Source organism: Janthinobacterium leeuwenhoeki (assembly GCF_051380795.1).
GTDB lineage: Bacteria > Pseudomonadota > Gammaproteobacteria > Burkholderiales > Burkholderiaceae_D > Janthinobacterium.
Window position 1 is genome coordinate 64652 of sequence record NZ_JBNYXT010000004.1, and the last position, 17448, is coordinate 82099.

Genomic DNA, 17448 nt, shown 5'->3' on the forward strand with positions numbered 1-17448 from the left:
GGTAGGTCGGCTTAGCCCGCAGGGCGTAAGCCGACATGCTCCAATTTACTTCTTGCCTGTCCCTTTTTGCGGATTGCTTCGTCATACAAGGTAGAGAACGAACAATCCGAACCATCGAAAGGGTCCACATGGCTTTGCAGCACCGCATTACCGCAGCACGAATGACGCTCCATCCCACCACCGGCGCCGTGCGCGCCGCGCTGGTCTTGCTTCTCGCCGTGGGCGCGACCGGCACCGGCTTGCCGCAGGCGGCGGTGGCTGCCGAGTCCGGCGCGGCCGCCAGCGTGCGCGACTTTCATATTCCCGCCGGCAGCTTGCGCGATGCGCTGCACGCGTTCGCCATCGCCGCTGGCGTCAACCTGTCCACCCAGGGCGTGGCGCTCGACGGCCTGGTGACGCCGGGCTTGCAGGGGCGCCATGGCGTCTCCGCCGGCTTGCAACAATTGCTGCAAGGCAGCGGCCTCGAAGTGCTTGAAAACGGCAATGGCAATTACCTGGTGCGCAAGATCAATACCAGCATGGCCGATGGCGGCCTGGCCAGCATGCCGGCCGTGGTTGTCAGCGCCGAGGCGGACCGTGCCACGGAAGGCACGGGCTTATATACGGCGCGCGCCATGTCGACGGCCACCGGGCTGAATTTGTCGCAGCGCCACACGCCGCAAACGGTCAGTGTCATTTCGCGCCAGCAAATGGAAGATTTTGATTTGACCACCTTGCAGGACGTGGCGCGCGCCACACCCGGCCTGTATGGCAAGACGCAAGGCGTGTCCGACCAGGAAACCACGTATTTTGCGCGCGGTTTTGCCTTGAGCCACGTCAACGTGGATGGCTTGCCGCTCGATGTGACGGGTTTTAATGAGCGCAACGTCTCCGCCGACATGCTGATGTACGACCGCGTGGAAGTGGTGCGCGGCGCCACCGGCCTGATGGAAGGGGCGGGCGCGCCGTCAGGCAGCATCAATATGATACGCAAGCGCCCCACGGCCACGCCCTTGCTGAACGCATCCATCCACCTTGGCAGCTGGAAGGACCGGCAATTGACGGTGGACGCCAGCAATGCCCTGAACGCGTCGGGCAGCGTGCGGGGGCGTGTGGCGGCCAGCTGGCGCGATAGCGACAGTTTTGTCGACGTGGTCAACAATACCAACGGCACCGTGTATGCGATCGTGGAAGCGGACCTGACGCCATCGACCACGGCCGGCATCGGTTTTTCGCGTCAGCACAGCCGCACCGACGGCGTCTTCGTCGGCTTGCCGACCTTGCTTGACGGCCGTCACATGGACTTGCCCCGCTCGACTTTCCTGAATAATGCCGATTCCTTCCAGAAACGCGACAACAACGTCGTCTTCGCCGACCTGGAAACAAAGCTGGAGAAGGGCTGGCGCAGCCGCTTCGCCATCATGCGCATCGATGCCTCGTCGAGTACGCGCAACACCACCAACAGCCGCATCGATGGCGAAACGTTTCTGCTGGAACAGTCGGAAACGGGCTGGAAGTACAACACACAACAAGTGGTGGCGGACTGGCGCTTGAGCGGCCCCGTCAGCTGGTTTGGCCGCCAGCATGACGTCATCATCGGCGCCAGCTACCGCCATGACGATTCGGACGCGGCGCAGAGCTGGGAAGGTGCCGGAAAGCGCGTGATCGACATCCGCAGCTGGAATCCCCGCGCCTACCCGATGCGCGGCGGGCCATTCGAGCCGTACAACTGGGGCCGCAAGACGGATGAGAAGGGCCTGTATGCGGCCGGCAACTTCAGCCTGGCCGATCCGCTGCGCCTGGTGCTGGGCGGGCGCTTCGGTTGGTATGCGCAGGACGTCACGGGCTGGTATGCCACCAACCCCGCATGGCGCCGCGACCTGACGGAAAACGCGAAGTTCACGCCGTACGCGGGCCTGGTCTACGACCTGGACCGGCACCATTCCGTGTATGCGAGCGGCACGCAGATCTTCCAGCCGCAAAGCGTGCTCGATGTAAAGGGCAATACCTTGCCGGCTTTGAGCGGCACCAACCTGGAAGCGGGCGTCAAGGGCGAGTATTTCGGCGGCAGGCTCAACGCCAGCGGCGCCTTGTTCCGCATCCGGCAAAACAACCGCGCCATGGCTGATGAAGTCAATTGCCCCACGGGCGGCGCCATCTATTGCGCCCGCGCGGCCGGGCAGGTGCAGAGCGAAGGCGTCGATCTGCAATTGTCGGGCTCGCCGTTGCCGGGCTGGCAGATCGCGGGCGGCTACACCTATGTGCTGGCCAAATATACGAAGGACAGCGTGTCCGCCAACATCGGCCAGCGCATCGCCACCGATGAACCGAAGCAATTGTTCAAGCTTTACACGAATGTGCAGCTGAGTGGCAGCCTGGCGCGATGGAATCTGGGCGCTTCCGTCTACGCGCAGGATAAAATCTACCGCCGCGAAACGCGCTTCGAGACGCGGCAGGGCGCTTACGCCATCGTCGGGCTGACGGCCGGCTACCGGATCAGCGAGCAGCTGCAGCTGCGCGTGAATGTCGACAATGTGCTCGACCGCCGCTATTACCAGGGACTCGGCTATTCCTGGTCGGGCGGGCTGGAGCGCTACGGCGCGCCGCGCAGCGTGCTGCTGTCCTTGAACTACAAGCTGTAGCCGTGGCGCCAGCGGAGCGCGCCCGTCGGGGCGCCTCTGCTACACTGCCGCCGTCTTCACTTTCACACTGTTCCCATGTCCGCCACGCCTGTCCTCACGCCCCTGAAAAACGCCTTCCAGCTATCGCGCGCCGAGAATAACATCGAGCTGATCTTGCCCGAACTGCTGGCCGCGCAATTGCACGTCGTCATCGGCGGGCAGAGCGAGCAGATCGACCTGTTCCTCGTGCCGTCGCCTAATCCCGAGCGCCGCTGCGTGACGGTGGCGGAAGACCCGGCCTTCCTGGCCGGCATCGCGTTCCCCAACATTCCCGTGACGGGCGCGCAATTGCTCGCCTCGATTCCGTCCGAGATCGAGATCGTCATCCTGCATGGCGACGGCGCCAACTACCTGACGCGCGAGCAACTGGCGTGGTTCCGTGGCATGCTGACGCCCGGCGCTTGAAGCGGCGCGCGCCGGGTGGATTCGTTTTCGCCGGCCGACGATGCACGTTCTCATGCGGCGATGATGGCCGATCTGCGTCCCGTGCTGTGGCGCAGCGTGGCTCGCTGTGCCAGATCAAGGACGAACTGAGCCGCCGCTGTAGACTGGCCGGTATCGCTGTCAGCAAGACGACAGGCCCGATCGGCCAGCAATCCGGGGCCATCCGCGCACGCTGGCCGCAGGCACAGGCGGCCATTGTCGCATCGCCGCCGCAATAAATATCATTTTTGATAACTGTATTGCTGAAGTCCTATGAATATGTTCGCAAAGCAACTATACTCATGGCTCATTAAAAAATCATCGTCACGCTGGCGGCCAGACATCCGCGCCAGAGTTCGTACGCTTTCCGCTTTTTCACTCCGTAAAAAGCACCTTTCCCCCGCGCGGCAGGCGCGGGCGTGATGACCGAGCCTTGCCCTGGTCGACCGCTACCGTTGTCATTTCCGCTGTGTTGCCGCTTTAGTAAAAAGCGTGGCACCGGCGCGCGCGGTGCGCCGTCATGTTTTGCGACGTCACGTTTCACTCACCTTATGCCACGACAGTATGCTTAGTTCCATGTTTGATGTATCGAACAACACGCTTGCCTATATCTATGGCACGCACAATGCCTGGCTGGTGCTGTTTTCCATCGCTATCGCCATCTTCGCCTCGTTCATGGCCCTGCAGATCGCCGGCATGGCGCGCAGCAGCGAGCGCGGCTTCCAGCGCCAGACGGCCATCATCACGGGCGCCATCGCGCTCGGCGGCGGCATCTGGTCGATGCACTTCATCGGCATGCTGGCCTTCGACATCTGCACGCGCGTGTCCTTCGATCCCAGCCTGACCCTGCTGTCCATGCTGCCCGGCGTGGCCGCCTCGTGGGTGGCGTTGTACATGCTGGCGCGCCCGAGCATCAACTGGCGGCAACTGGTGGTGGGCGGCGTGCTGGTGGGGCTGGGCATCGGTTCCATGCATTACAGCGGCATGGCCGCCATGCAGACTTCGCTGACCCTGCATTATCAGCCCTGGTTGTTCGCCCTGTCGCTGCTGGTGGCTGTCGTCATGGCCATGCTGGCGCTGTGGATACGCTTCGGCCTGAGCGCCATGCGCCAGCGCCTCAGTCCACTGGCATCCTTGCTGGTCAGCAGCGTCGTCATGGGCCTGGCCATTTCTGGCATGCATTACACCGGCATGCTGGCGGCGCGCTTTTCCGGCACCCCCACGGCAGGCGAGAATACGATTACGGTGCAGGCCTCGTTCGTGGCCCTGGCCGTGGCCCTGATCACCGTCACACTGACCGTCTTCGTGGCCGCCGCGAACGGCTTGCTGCGCTACCGCCAGCTGCTGCGCCACGCCAGCGCCAGCGAATCGCGCCTGCGCGCCATTGTCGATACGGCGGCCGATGGTCTGATCACCATCGATGGCCAGGGCAAGGTGCGCTCCTTCAATCCCGCTGCGGAAAGCCTGTTTGGCTGGCGCGAAGCGGAGATCGTGGGGCGCGACGCCAGCGTGCTGCTGCAGCCGGCCGACGCGGCCGAGTACGAGGGCTTTCTGCGCGACTACCTGGAAACGGGCGCCTCGCGCATCCTCGATAGCGGACGCGAACTCGATGGCTGCCACAAGGAAGGCGCCGTGCTGCCCATGCGCGTGGCGATCGGCAAGATCGACACGCCGGGCCAGCCCCTGTTCGTGGCTTTTGTCACGGACATGCGCTCGTCGCGCAGCCTGGAGCAGGCGCTGAAGGATAGCGAGCGCCAGTACCGCACCCTGATCCGCAATATCCCCGGCGTGTCCTTCCACTGCAGCTTCGCGCCCGAATGGCAGATGATCTTCATCAGCGATGCCGTTTTCAACCTGACCGGCTGGATGCCGCAGGACTTCGCCGAAGGGCGGGTCAGGCTGTTCGACCTGGTGCACCCGGACGACCGCCAGCGTGTCAACGACACCTGCGTGCAGGCGGCCGGCGAGAAGCGCGACTTCGAGAACGTCTACCGCATGATTCACCGCGACGGGCGCGAGCGCTGGGTGCGCGAAAGCAGCGGCCCCGTGCTCGATAACGATGGCGTGGTGCGCTGGATTGACGGCGTCATCCTCGACATCACGGAAAGCGAATTGCGCAACGCCGAATACGAAGGCAAGGTGACAGCCATCTCGCGCGCGATGGCCGTCATCGAGTTCGACCTGCAAGGGCGCATCCTGGCAGCCAACGAGAACTTCCTCAACCTGGTCGGCTACCAGCTCGACGACGTGCTGGGCCTGCACCACAGCATCTTCTGCGAACCGGCTTATGTGACCTCGCCAGACTACATCGCGTTCTGGCAGCAGCTGGCGAGTGGCCAGTTCAATACCGGCGAGTACAAGCGCATCGACAAGGATGGCCGTGAAGTGTGGATACAGGCCTCGTACAACCCGATCTTCAACACGGACGGCAAGCCGTTCAAGGTGGTCAAGCTGGCCACCGACGTCAGCGAGCGGCGCGCCATGCAGGAAAATCTGCGCGCGGCAAAAGACCGCGCCGAGTTGGCCGCCGAATCGAAGACCAGCTTCCTGGCCAACATGAGCCATGAAATCCGCACGCCAATGAACGCCATCATCGGCTTTACGGAAGTGCTGCTGGGGACCGCCCTGGACAGCCTGCAGCGCCGCCATCTGGGCACGGTGCGCCAGTCCGCCCGTTCCCTGCTCGAGCTGCTTAACGACATCCTCGACATGGCCAAGCTGGAAAAAGGCGCCACCGAGCTGGAACTGGTGGACTTTTCGCTGCCCGACCTGGTCGACCATGTGGCCGCGTCGCTGCGTATCACGGCGCAGGCGCGCGACCTGGTGCTGCATGTCGATGCCGACCCGGGCATGGGCCAGTTCTTCCTGGGCGACGCGCGCCGGGTGCAGCAGGTGCTGACGAATCTGATCGGTAACGCCGTCAAGTTCACGGAAGTGGGCCATGTGCGCGTGGCCGTCGGCATGCAGGGCGAGCAGGTGCATATCGCCGTGCACGACACGGGCATCGGCATCCCCGCCGATCGCCTGGATAAAATCTTCGCCCCTTTTACGCAAGCCGATTCCTCGATGAGCCGCCGCTTTGGCGGCACGGGCCTGGGCACCACGATTTCGCTGCAACTGGTCGAACTGATGGGGGGCAGCATCACGGTGGAAAGCACCCTGGGCGTGGGCAGCGTGTTTCACGTGCTGCTGCCGCTGGCGCCGGGCAAGGCCGTGGCGCGCCGCAGCGAGCAGCCCGTGGTGGCCTTGCCGCCGCTGCGCATCCTGGCGGCCGACGACGTGCCGCAGAACGTGGAGCTGCTGCTGATCAGCCTGTGCGCTGCCGGCCACCAGGTGATCGCCGCCAGCGATGGCGAGAGCGCCGTGCGCGAGTTCAGCAAGGGCAGCTTCGACATCGTCCTGATGGACGTGCAGATGCCGCGCATGGATGGCCTGGAGGCGACGCGTCTGATCCGCGTGCACGAGCGCGAACAGGGTCTGAAGGCGACGCCCATCATCGCCCTGACGGCCAGCGTGCTGGAACAGGACCGACGCGCCGCGCAGACGGCGGGCATGAACGGCTTTGCCTCGAAGCCGCTGGAGATGCACAAGCTGACGGCGGAAATCGCCCGCCTGCTCGATATCGCCGTGGCCATGCCGCCGCCGGTGGCCGGCGCTGCGGCGCGTGCGGCGGCCGGCCAGGTGGACTGGCAGCGCGGCATCGCCCTGTGGGGCGGCCGCGACGCCTTGCAGCGGGCGATCAGCCGCTTCGTGCAGGCCAATGGCGATTGCGCCGCCATGCTGGCGGCGGAACTGGAACGCGGCGGCAGCAGCGTGGCGGGCCATTTGCTGCACCGTATCAAGGGCGCGGCGGGCAACCTGTGCCTGGTGCAGGTCGAAAGCCTGCTGGGACGCATCGAGCAAGCGATTGCGCGCCAGTTGCCGGTAACGGAATTGCTGGTGCAACTGGCGGCCGCCTTCATGGCGCTGGCCGGCGAGCTGGAGGCGGGCGTCGAGGCGCCTTTGGCGCCAGCGGGCGAGGCACTCGCCAGCGTGCCGCTTGATGTATCCGCTGCGGGCGCCTTGCTGCTGCAAGCCATCGCCAGCCTGGAAGGCGGGCAGCTGGACGACGCCCTGATGGCGCAGATCGCCGCCATGCTGGCGCCGCACGGCCAGCAGCCACGCCTGCAGGCGCTGGCCAGCGCCATTGACGACTTTGAATTTGCGCGCGCCGCGGGCGTGCTGCGCCAGCTGCTGGCGTGGCTGGAAGCGCCAGCGCCAGCCGACCTTTCCTGATATTGGGCCAACGATGACCTTACACGAAGACAAACCGATCCTGCTGCTGGTCGACGATGAAGCGACGAATCTGCAGGTGCTGCGCCAGGTGTTGCAGGACGATTACCGCCTGCTGTATGCCAAGGATGGCGAGAAGGCGCTGGAACTGGCGCAGAACAACCCCGTCGAGCTGATCCTGCTCGACATCATGATGCCCGCCATGACGGGCTATGAAGTGTGCCGCCAGCTCAAGGCCATGCCGGCCACCGCGTCCATTCCCGTCATTTTTGTGACCGCCCTGTGTGACGTGAAGGACGAGGCGGACGGTTTTGATGCCGGCGCCGTCGACTACATCACGAAGCCTGTCAGCCCGCCCATCGTGCGCGCCCGCGTGCGCACGCATTTGTCGCTGGTCGACGCCGAGGAATTGCGCCGCTCGCGCCTGCAAGTGATCCAGACCCTGGGCCAAGCGGCCGAATACAAGGATAACGAGACGGGCATGCACGTCATCCGCATGAGCTATTATGCGCGCCAGCTGGCGCTGGCGGCCGGCTACAGCGCGGGCCGGGCGGAAGATTTATTGAATGCGGCGCCGATGCACGACGTGGGCAAGATCGGCATCCCCGACGCCATCCTGCAAAAGCCGGGCAAGCTCGATGCGGACGAATGGCAAGTCATGCGCCGCCACGCGGAAATCGGCGCGGCCATCATCGGCGAGCACGCGGGTGGCTTGTTGAAAATGGCGCGCACCATCGCCTTGACGCACCACGAGAAATGGGATGGCAGCGGCTATCCGCACGGCTTGAAAGGCGAGGAGATCCCACACGAAGGCCGCATCGTCGCCATCGCTGACGTCTTCGACGCCCTCACCAGCGAACGCCCGTACAAGCCCGCCTGGACGGTGTCGGACGCGATCGCCACCATGCAGCGTGACAGCGGCACGCACTTCGATCCGGATTTGCTGGCGCTGTTTGTGGAACACTTGCCGGCCATGCTGGAGATCAAGGATCAGTGGCGCGAGCCGGTGTAGGGCGTATCAAGTCAGGGCGGGTTCACGCGCAGGTGATCGGCAAGCAGGCGCGCGTATGCATCAGTGTTGCCGAATTGCACGTTTGAGCATGCCATGCTTTTGCCCAATGTTGCCATATGGCGTGACGATATCGCATAGGCCAGTTTGCCGGGCTGGCGGCGCGATGGGTACATGAAGCCATGGATCTGGCCTTTCTCCCGTGCAATGATCTGATCCAGCTGCCAGCCCAGCCATTGGCACCAGGCGTGATCGGGACTGCGCGATTGATCGTAAATACCCAGCCGGCTGGCTGCCAGCCCTGTCAGGTCGAGCAATTGCAGCGGAACACTGAAGGACAAGGTTGCGATCAGGGCATGTTGCGCAGCGTGCGCGATATAAAACGTGCCCGGGCGCGTGACATCGTTGCAGCAAAGCTGAGCTTCCCAGGCCGCCGTGTAGGCATCGTCCGCGATATATACCCAGTGACAGGGGAAACCGTCCGGGCCGGCCAGATGGATGCCGCGTTCCACGCCGCGCGCATCAGGCGCTGGTCTGCTTGATGGGTGGCAAGATTGCTCAATAATTCAGCACGCAGCAAGGCCAGCGCCGGCAGGCGCGCAGCCATTTCTGGCGGGATAGGTGTTTCTTCCAGTTCAGGCCTCATGCCGGACTAGCCTACGATGTCAGCCATCCCCCTATGCTGCCACTTGGCCGCCGTCAGCACCTTGCGCAATCTCGCGTTTGCCGGCAGATCCAGCAGCGCTTGCTGGCTTGGATGGATCTCGGCTCGCGTCTCGAATGATTTGCCTGCAAGCATCTCTGCTGGCGACAGTTCGTTAAATTCGTCGACACTACTGACCCAGAAGGCATGGATTTCACTAGTCGGCTGGTCGGAAAGGACGGCCAGTACCGGTTCAATCAGTTCCGGCACGGGCTGGACAAATTGCCAGGCTGGAAATTCCTTGCCGATGCTGCGTCCCTTGGGCGTCACGCAATAAAACCGCCTGCTTTCCACTGCGCGATACAGCGACGCCTGCGACAGTTCCACCCATCCTTGTCCAATGACATCGGACACCTTGAGTTTTGACACGGGAAGCTGGAGCGGCGCGAGCGGCCGCGCGGCGCCCAGCGAGGCGCGCGCCTGATGGAGTGCGCGCGTGGCCAGGTCGATCAGGCGCTGGCGCTCGGGGCCTTGCGCCAATATGTCGAGTTGTGCGGTCACGAGCTGCGAGAATTGTTCCACCACCCGCAGGTCGCTATCTGTTGATGCCTGACGGTCGGGCGCCAGAGTATCGTGATGCAGATGCGCTGTCATGATGATTCCTTTGCAGTAGCATGGTAAAGAACATCTTATACAAGATTCTCATGTTTCGCAACTTTATCATGCGGCGCAACTTTCTTATCCAACGGTAAGCCATGCGGGGGAGAATGCCAAGTGCCTTAAGGCAAAGTGTCCGGCAGACGCAGAATGCGCCGTATCTCCAGGATCGCCTGCGGGCTTTCCTGCACGCTGTGCCAGGAGGGGATGACTTTTTCCGACAGGGCGCCGTCCAGGTGGGCGCTGGCGTAGGGCACCACGCCATCGCTCGATAGCGCCAGGGGTAGCTGCGGCGTGTCGTTGCCCATGATGGAGTAGTAGCGCACTTTCGGGCTGATCGGCAGGTCGGCCACCAGGCGCACGAACGGGTCTTTGTCGCTGAGGTTATCGATGCTGTTGGGGATGCGCAGTGGCTCGCTGCTGCCCGTGTCGAGCTGCGCCAGGCTGCCGGCCGCGTCGGACAACTGGTCGAGCATGTTGATGGGCAGTGTGATCAGGTTGGCGATCCAGCGCGCCACCTTGTGGTTGGCGAACGAGGTGCCGCGGTGCGGCGCGGCGATGAAGATGGCGCGGTTCACCTGCGGCATGGCCGTGAAATTGAGGTAGGGCGCCAGTCCGGCGCGTACGTTTTCCGCCTTCTTGCCCTTCAAATTGTATTCTTCCGTGATGGCGTCGAGCAGGGTGTTGCTGGCATCGGACACCATCAGACGCGCCAGCACGCCGCCCATGCTGTGGCCGATCAACACCATGTCGTTCGCGGCATCGGCCTTGGCCGAAGGGTCGAATTGCGCCAGCGTCGCGTTCAGCGCCTGGCGGATGGCGGCGTTGTTGGCCGCCAGTGGCGCATTGCTCGGGTAGTACACCTGCCATATCTGGTAGCGGCGGCGCAGCTGCTCGTCGCCCATCAGTTCATTCGCCACATTGATCCACGCTTCCGGGCTGCTGGCCAGGCCGTGCAGCATGACGATGGTGCGTTTGTTCGGGTCGTAGGGCTGCATCAGGTGCACCTGCGGGCGCGATATGCCGTCGGCGCGGCCGAACAGGGTGCGCAGCGCCTGCACGCCAAAGCCGGAACGGGCCAGCCACAGGCCATAGCCGGCCGTAAAATTGGCCGCCACGGGCAGTTCCTGGCCCGCCATGCGCGTCGATTCGCTGCGCGTCGGGTCGACCAGCATCACCAGCAGCTGCTGCGTGGCCAGCACTTCCTGCAGGCTGTTGCCGTCGAAGCGGATCAGCGCCGTGACGACGGGGAAGCGGGTTTCCTGGTAGGGTACATACTCGCCTTTCGACGCCCGGGGCTTGGGCATGACGGCCACCAGGTCGGCGCCGAAGCCGTCGCGCCGGTACACATTGCGCAGGCCGGAAAACGACAGCGAGGTGGCCGGCAGCAGTTCCTCGGGCAGGGTGCCGTCGTCGGGCAGGCGCAGGGCCGACAATTCGCTGTCGATTTCCCAGCCGGCGACGCGGATCACATGGCCGTCGGGACGGTATTCGCCGCGATGGCGGAACAGGTTGCCGACGGCCTTTTGCACGGCATAGTTATAGTAGTCGCGGATTTGCGTCTGGCGTTCCTCGAAGGCGCGCTGGCCCGGCGTGCGCGTGGTGTAGAACAGGTAGGCATATGCATAGCGGGCCGATTCGAGCCAGGCGGCCAGCGTTTCGGCACTCGGGTGGCCGCCCTGTTTTTCTTCCTCTAGCGCGCTTTCCAGCCACAATTCGGACAGTGTGGCCAGGCGCTGCTCGTCGCTGAGCAGCTGGGAGCGGGCCAGGTCTGCGCGGCAACTGCCCGTATTGGCTACACAGGCGGCGATGTCGCTGCCGATGATGCGTAGCACCTCGTTGGCCGAGGCACTGAGTTTGCCGGTGGTGAGGATGTCGCCGCGCCGCTGCTGCAGGTAGTCGGCTGGCGAGATTGCGCTGACGGTGACGGCGGCGCAGCCGCTCAGCAGCGCCGCCGCGCACAGGAGGGCGCATACGCGCAGACGCCGCATCAGCATGGCCGCTGCGCGCCTAGAACGAGTAGACCAGGGTCAGCGAGGTTTGCGTATCCGTGTTCTTCTTGTCGTCGGGTACGCGCGTATCGTTACGGGCGCTGAAGGCGGCCTTCATCTGCATGGTGCCGTTGATTTTCGTGCTGAGGGCCGTTTCGGCGATCGAGTGGGTGTTCGAGGTGCCCCGTTCCACGCTGACCGTCTGCGTAAACATGGCCGACTGGCTGATTTTCCATTTCATGGCGGCTGCGCCGCGCACCGTCAGGCCGTGTTCCGATTCGCCGGCATCATTGGTGCCGCTGAAATAGCCTGGACCGACTTCCACGTCGACGCTCTTGTCGCTCGACTGGTACCAGCGCGAACCATGACCGACGGCCAGGGTCGAGTACTTGGTGTAGGCGCCGAACTTGTCGTTCACGTGCGAGGCCAGCACGAACAGTTTTTCATGGTTGGCCATCAGCTTGTAGGCTGCCTTGGCAGAGGCGGAAAAGCGCTCGGCCGAGCGTTCGCGCACTTTTTCGCCGTCGTCGTTGGTCGTTTCGTCTTCCTTGAAGTAGCCGCTGAAGATGTACTGGTTGCTCCAGTCATCGAGTTCCTGGCGCGCGTCGATCTTGCCCGTGACAGAGGTGCCGACCGTATTGCCCGAGGTAGTGATGGCGCCCAGTTCGGCGGAAGTGCTCCAGCTGCCGATGGGGATTTCATCGAACAGCATGCTTTGCTTGGGGTCTTTGGTGTCTTTGGCGGCGGCGTTGCCGCAAGTGACGGCCATGGCCAGCGCCAGTGCGAGAGAGTGGATCGATTTCATGGCTGTATTTGTCTGTGGCGCGCGTCAGGCGTGCCTGCTGTTCGTTAATGGCAGTGGTGGCGATGCAGGCCGCAGCAAGCCGCGAGGCGCCAATAAAACCTGCGCATATGCGCGCGCGGGCGCGGCCAAAAATTGTCGAGGCTGTATTGTACCCGACCCTGTCATCGTGCGCCGCACGCCGCAGGGCTGGCACGTGGCGCGCGCCTGGCGTATGCTGCGCCTATTTGCTGCCTGATCTTTACAAGGAACTCCCGTGCGCTGCCTGGTCATCGAAGACGAAGCTGAAACTTCCCGCTATATCTGTGCCGGCCTGCGCGAGGCGGGCCACGACGTCACCGCCTGCGACAATGGCATCGACGGCATGCGCCTGGCCTGCGGCGAAGACTGGGATGCGCTGGTGCTCGACCGCCTGCTGCCTGGCGAGATCGATGGCCTGGCCATCGTCGCGCGCCTGCGCGGCATGGGCCGCAACACGCCCGTGCTGGTGCTGTCGGCCCTGTCCAGCGTCGACGAGCGCGTGCGCGGCTTGCGCAGCGGCGGCGACGATTACCTGTCAAAACCCTTCGCCATCGCCGAACTGCTGGCGCGCATCGAAGCGCTGCTGCGGCGCGCCGCGCCCGTGCCCGAAGCGACGCAGCTGCAGGTGGCCGACCTGGTGCTCGACATGCGCACCATGCGTGTGACGCGCGCCAACCGGCAGATCGCCCTGCAGCCGCGCGAATTTCGCCTGCTGGAATACCTGATGCGCCACCAGGGCCAGTCCGTCACGCGCGCCATGCTGCTCGAAGCCGTGTGGGACTACCATTTCGACCCGCAGACGAACGTCATCGACGTGCAGGTGAGCCGTTTGCGCACCAAGGTGGACAAGGAATTTTCGCCGCCGCTGATCCACACGGTGCGCGGCGTCGGCTACACCCTGGGCGTGATCGACAGTGCGTAACTGGCACCGCTCGATCGCGGCCCGCCTGGCGCTCGGCTATGGCGTGCTGGTGGTCGTGTCGATCAGCATCGTCTGCGCCGTCTTCTATTTCGGTACCATCGGCGTACTCGATCGCAGCGTGGACCGCAAGCTGACCCTGCTCTCGGAACGCCTCGCCGCGCTATACGAGCAGGGCGACAGCAGCCGCACGACGGCGGAAATTGCCCATTTGCTGACCGATCGCACCGACAGCGACACGGAGATCTTTTTGCTGGTGGGCGCCGATGGCAGCCGCGTGGCGGGCAATCTGTCGTCCTGGCCTGACCTTGGCAGCCCCGTGGGCCGCTTGCTGCACCGCGACGTCACGCGCGAAGGGCGCCGGGTGCCCGCGCGCATGCTGATCCGCGACCTGGCGGGCGGCGCGCGCCTGTTCGTCGGACGCGACATGGAAGAGGGCAAGTCCATCCGTACCTTGGTGCTGCGTTCGCTGGCCTATGGCGGCGGCGTGGCCATCTTGCTGGTGGTGGCGGGCGCGTGGCTGTTCCGCCGCCAGCTCGAAGCGCGCATCGGGAAAATCCGCCGCACGGCGGGCGAGATCGAGGCCGGCGACCTGAGCCAGCGCATTCCCGTCTCCAGCGAAGATGAATTCGGCTTGCTGAGCCGTGACATCAACCGCATGCTCGACCGCATCGAGCACTTGATGGAAGGCGTGCGCCACGTGTCGAACGCCATCGCGCACGACCTGCGTACGCCGCTGGGCCGTATCCGCAACAAGCTCGATGGCGCTCTGCGCCAGCAGCAGGGCGTGGCCGGCTATGAGAGCGCGGCGCAGGCGGCCATCGACGACATCGACGACCTGACGCGCGTGTTCGACAAGCTGCTGCAGATTGCGGCGGCCGAATCGGGCATGCGTCCCGAAAATTTCGACGACATTGATCTGCAGCAGATCGGTGCCGACATCGTGGACATGTACGAGGCCACGGCCGACGAGCAGGGCGTGCTGCTGGTGCAGATGGTTGGCGAGGGCGTCCCGGCGCGCGGCGACCGCAACCTGCTGGGCAGCGCCCTGGCCAGCCTGGTCGACAACGCCATCAAGTATGCGGGGCGGGGCGCCACGGTGGAAGTGTCGGCCGGCAGCGATGAACAGGGCAACTGGCTGGCCGTGCGTGACAACGGCCCCGGCGTGCCGACGGAAGAACTGCCGAAACTGACGCAGCGTTTTTACCGGCTCGACAAGAGCCGCCACCTGCCCGGTAATGGCCTGGGCTTGTCCATCGTGGCGGCCATCGCCGCCCTGCATGGCGGCAGCCTGGAGATCGAAGATGCGGCGCCGGGTTTGCGGCTGCGATTGCGGTTGCTGCGCTAGCGCGGTCAGGCAATGCCTTGGCAACTTGTAACCCTTTCATTTTCGTCTCGCCCATCATCCGCTGTGCCCGGCGTGGAGCGGCTGCCCCCTGTACGCGCTATGACGCTGCAGGGCGGCGTTTCTTGACCTGCGCGGCTTTTTTACCGGGCGGCCCGGCGCAAGCGGCGTGATCGGCGTATACTTATCGGCGTTGTTAACCTGAAGCCAGTCACCCCATGCCAGCACACTACCCAACTTCGCGCATGCGCCGCCTGCGCGCGACCCCGCAACTGCGCGAGCTGTTCCGCGAAACCGAGATCAATCCGCGCGACCTGGTCCTGCCGATCTTCGTCGACGAAGGCAGCAGCGATTTCATCGACATCAAGTCCATGCCCGGCGTGCGCCGCATTCCCGAAGCGAAGCTGGCGCAGGAAGTGGAGCGCTACGCGCGCGCCGGCCTGCGCTCCGTCATGACCTTCGGCATTTCGCACCACAAGGATAGCCACGGCACGGATACGCTGAACCCGGATGGCCTGGTGGCGCGCATGTCGCGCATCATCAAGGACGCCGTGCCGGAAATGGTGGTCATGTCCGACACCTGCTTCTGCGAATACACGGACCACGGCCATTGCGGCATCCTGCATGGCGACACGGTCGACAATGACAGCACGGTGCTGAACCTGGGCAAGCAAGCCGTCATCGCGGCCCAGGCGGGCGCCGACATCATCGCCCCATCGGCGGCCATGGATGGCCAGGTGGCGGCGATCCGCAGCGCGCTCGACGCAGCCGGTTTCCACGACACGCCCGTGATGGCGTATTCGACCAAGTTCGCCTCCGGCCTGTATGGCCCCTTCCGCGACGCTGCCGGCAGCACCCTCAAGGGCGACCGCAAGACGTACCAGATGGACCCGATGAACCGCCGCGAAGCGATCCGCGAGTCGCTGATCGACGAAGCCGAAGGCGCCGACGCGCTGATGGTGAAACCGGCCGGTGCCTACCTTGACATCATCCGCGACCTGCGTGAAGTGACGCGTTTACCGATCGGCGCCTACCAGGTCAGCGGCGAGTACGCGATGATCAAGTTCGCCGCGCAAGCCGGCGCCATCGACGAGCGCCGCGTGGTGCAGGAAACCCTCGGCGCCATCAAGCGCGCGGGCGCGGACATGATCTTTACGTATTTCGCGATGGATGTGCTGAATAATCCGTATTGAAGCTTGTCTCTGGCGCACAGCTAGCATCCTTTTTTACCCCAAAGGCAAAGTCTGGGGTCGGACCCTCAGGGTCCGACCCCGGTATTTCCGCCGCTGGGTTTATTTAGCTTATCTATGCCCCTGAAAATCTCCCGCATCCTGCACGCCGGCTATGTCTTCGAATGCGAAGGCACGGCCATCGCCTTCGATCCCATCGTCGAAAATCCGTTCAGCCGCAACTGCCACGCGTTTCCGTCCGTGCGCTTCGACCTCGACGCCGTGCGCCGGCTGCGCTGGGATGCCGTCTTCATTTCGCACTTCCACGACGACCACTGCTCGCTCGACAGCCTCGATGTGCTCGACCGCGCCACGCCCATCTACCTGTACTGCGTCTTCGACGAACTGTTTTCGATGCTGCGCGCGCTGGGTTTTACGCATGTGCAGCGGCTGCACGTGGACGTGCCCGTGCGGGTGGGCGCCATCGAGGTGATCCCGCGCCGGGCGCTGGACGACGATGTCGACTCGCTGTTCCAGGTGCGCGCGGCGGGCCTGAATGTGCTCAATGTCGTCGATTCCTGGATCGGCCCCGAGACGCTGGCGCAGCTGGCCGCCTTTGCGCCGTGGGACATGGTGCTGTGGCCATTCCAGACCATGCGCGAGATCGCCGTCATCGCGCCGTCGCAGGCCGAGCAGGGAGCTGTGGCACTCCCCGATGACTGGATTGCGCAGCTGCGCGCCTTGGCTCCCCGTTACCTCGTGCCCAGTTCCTGCCAGTTCGTGCAGGAAGACTGGTCCTGGTACAACCATGCGATGTTCCCGATTACCTACCGCCAGTTCGCGCAGGAGATCGGCGCCGCGCTGCCGGAGGCACACATCTTCCGCCTCGATCCATCGACGGCCGTGCGGCTCGATGCGCACGGCATGGCGCCGGCCGCGCCGCTGCCCTGGGTCATCCCCGTGGGCCCGCAAGACGTGGATTTCGACTACCGCCCGGAGCTTGTTCCGCCAGCGACCGCCGACATCGCCCGGCGTTTCGCTCCCTTGAGCGCCGCCGACACGGCGCTGGTGCTCGATTTTTGCCAGAACGGTTTACTTGAGCGCTACCGCGACATGGAACTGCCCGAGGACAGTTACTTCCAGGCCCCCCGTTTGTGGCGCCTGGCCCTGTACGGCCATGACGGCGCCGCCACGGTCTTACATTACCGCACGCATGGTGATTTGATCGATCTCGTGCCCGACACGGGCGAGGCGCCCTGCTGGACCACCGAGCTGCCGCTGGTGAAATGCCATGCGGCGCTGGTGCTGGGGGAATCGCTGACGTCGATGTACATGCGCATCAACGATGGCCCATTCGATGCGGCTACGCGGGCCGCACTGGAGGAAGCCGACATCGTCGACGACCCCTTGATACGCTGCCTGTTCAACGACGCCATCGGCGCCTACCAGGCGGCGCAGCTCAAACGCTTGCTGGCCCGCTGAAGAAAGTCGCGCGACAGAGTAAGATAGCTGCTTCTGACTAGAACGGGAAAGACAC

The 17448-nt window shown here is 64.3% G+C and carries 12 protein-coding genes; 8 read left to right on the forward strand and 4 right to left on the reverse strand.

The features are described from left to right. The first annotated feature begins 161 nt into the window (after window positions 1-161). The 4 genes from ACQ4WS_RS05040 to ACQ4WS_RS05055 all read left to right on the forward strand — a co-directional run bounded on the left by ACQ4WS_RS05040 (window position 162) and on the right by ACQ4WS_RS05055 (window position 8367). A complete protein-coding gene (locus ACQ4WS_RS05040; RefSeq protein ID WP_436474222.1) occupies window positions 162-2621 on the forward strand; it encodes a TonB-dependent siderophore receptor in 2460 nt (819 codons plus the stop codon). A gap of 75 nt (window positions 2622-2696) precedes the next feature. After that, window positions 2697-3065 carry a hypothetical protein gene (locus ACQ4WS_RS05045; protein WP_436474224.1) on the forward strand — a complete coding sequence of 123 codons (369 nt, stop codon included), beginning with the start codon at window positions 2697-2699 and terminating at the stop codon, window positions 3063-3065. Window positions 3066-3659: 594 nt separating this feature from the next. Further along, window positions 3660-7358 carry a PAS domain S-box protein gene (locus ACQ4WS_RS05050; protein WP_436474226.1) on the forward strand — a complete coding sequence of 1233 codons (3699 nt, stop codon included), beginning with the start codon at window positions 3660-3662 and terminating at the stop codon, window positions 7356-7358. A 13-nt stretch (window positions 7359-7371) separates the two neighbouring features. Continuing rightward, window positions 7372-8367: a response regulator gene (locus ACQ4WS_RS05055; RefSeq protein WP_436474228.1), complete on the forward strand. Its 996-nt coding sequence runs from the start codon at window positions 7372-7374 to the stop codon at window positions 8365-8367. An 11-nt stretch (window positions 8368-8378) separates the two neighbouring features. Here ACQ4WS_RS05055 and ACQ4WS_RS05060 read toward each other — a convergent pair whose 3' ends face one another. The 4 genes from ACQ4WS_RS05060 to ACQ4WS_RS05075 all read right to left on the reverse strand — a co-directional run bounded on the left by ACQ4WS_RS05060 (window position 8379) and on the right by ACQ4WS_RS05075 (window position 12460). Further along, a complete protein-coding gene (locus ACQ4WS_RS05060; protein WP_436474230.1) occupies window positions 8379-8876 on the reverse strand; it encodes an RES family NAD+ phosphorylase in 498 nt (165 codons plus the stop codon). 140 nt (window positions 8877-9016) lie between these two features. Beyond that, window positions 9017-9661, reverse strand: a complete 645-nt coding sequence (locus ACQ4WS_RS05065) for a hypothetical protein (protein WP_436474232.1) — start codon at window positions 9659-9661, stop codon at window positions 9017-9019. 125 nt (window positions 9662-9786) lie between these two features. Then, complete coding sequence (locus ACQ4WS_RS05070; RefSeq protein WP_436474234.1) at window positions 9787-11661, reverse strand: esterase/lipase family protein; 1875 nt, start codon at window positions 11659-11661, stop codon at window positions 9787-9789. A 13-nt stretch (window positions 11662-11674) separates the two neighbouring features. After that, window positions 11675-12460 carry a DUF481 domain-containing protein gene (locus tag ACQ4WS_RS05075; RefSeq protein ID WP_436474236.1) on the reverse strand — a complete coding sequence of 262 codons (786 nt, stop codon included), beginning with the start codon at window positions 12458-12460 and terminating at the stop codon, window positions 11675-11677. A gap of 253 nt (window positions 12461-12713) precedes the next feature. Between ACQ4WS_RS05075 and ACQ4WS_RS05080 the strand changes: the two genes are divergently transcribed. From ACQ4WS_RS05080 to ACQ4WS_RS05095, 4 genes are all read left to right on the forward strand, one after another. Next, window positions 12714-13400, forward strand: a complete 687-nt coding sequence (locus tag ACQ4WS_RS05080) for a winged helix-turn-helix domain-containing protein (protein WP_077405092.1) — start codon at window positions 12714-12716, stop codon at window positions 13398-13400. Beyond that, window positions 13393-14745 (forward strand): sensor histidine kinase, encoded by a 1353-nt coding sequence (locus tag ACQ4WS_RS05085; RefSeq protein WP_436474239.1) that lies wholly within the window; start codon window positions 13393-13395, stop codon window positions 14743-14745. Before ACQ4WS_RS05080 ends, ACQ4WS_RS05085 begins: the two co-directional genes overlap by 8 nt. 215 nt (window positions 14746-14960) lie before the next feature. Further along, on the forward strand, window positions 14961-15935 hold the full coding sequence (gene hemB / locus ACQ4WS_RS05090; RefSeq protein WP_099763596.1) for a porphobilinogen synthase: 975 nt from the start codon (window positions 14961-14963) through the stop codon (window positions 15933-15935). Between the two features lie 114 nt (window positions 15936-16049). After that, the gene (locus ACQ4WS_RS05095; RefSeq protein ID WP_436474241.1) at window positions 16050-17393 is read left to right on the forward strand and encodes an MBL fold metallo-hydrolase; all 1344 of its coding nucleotides are present in this window, start codon (window positions 16050-16052) and stop codon (window positions 17391-17393) included. The last annotated feature ends 55 nt before the right edge of the window (window positions 17394-17448 follow it).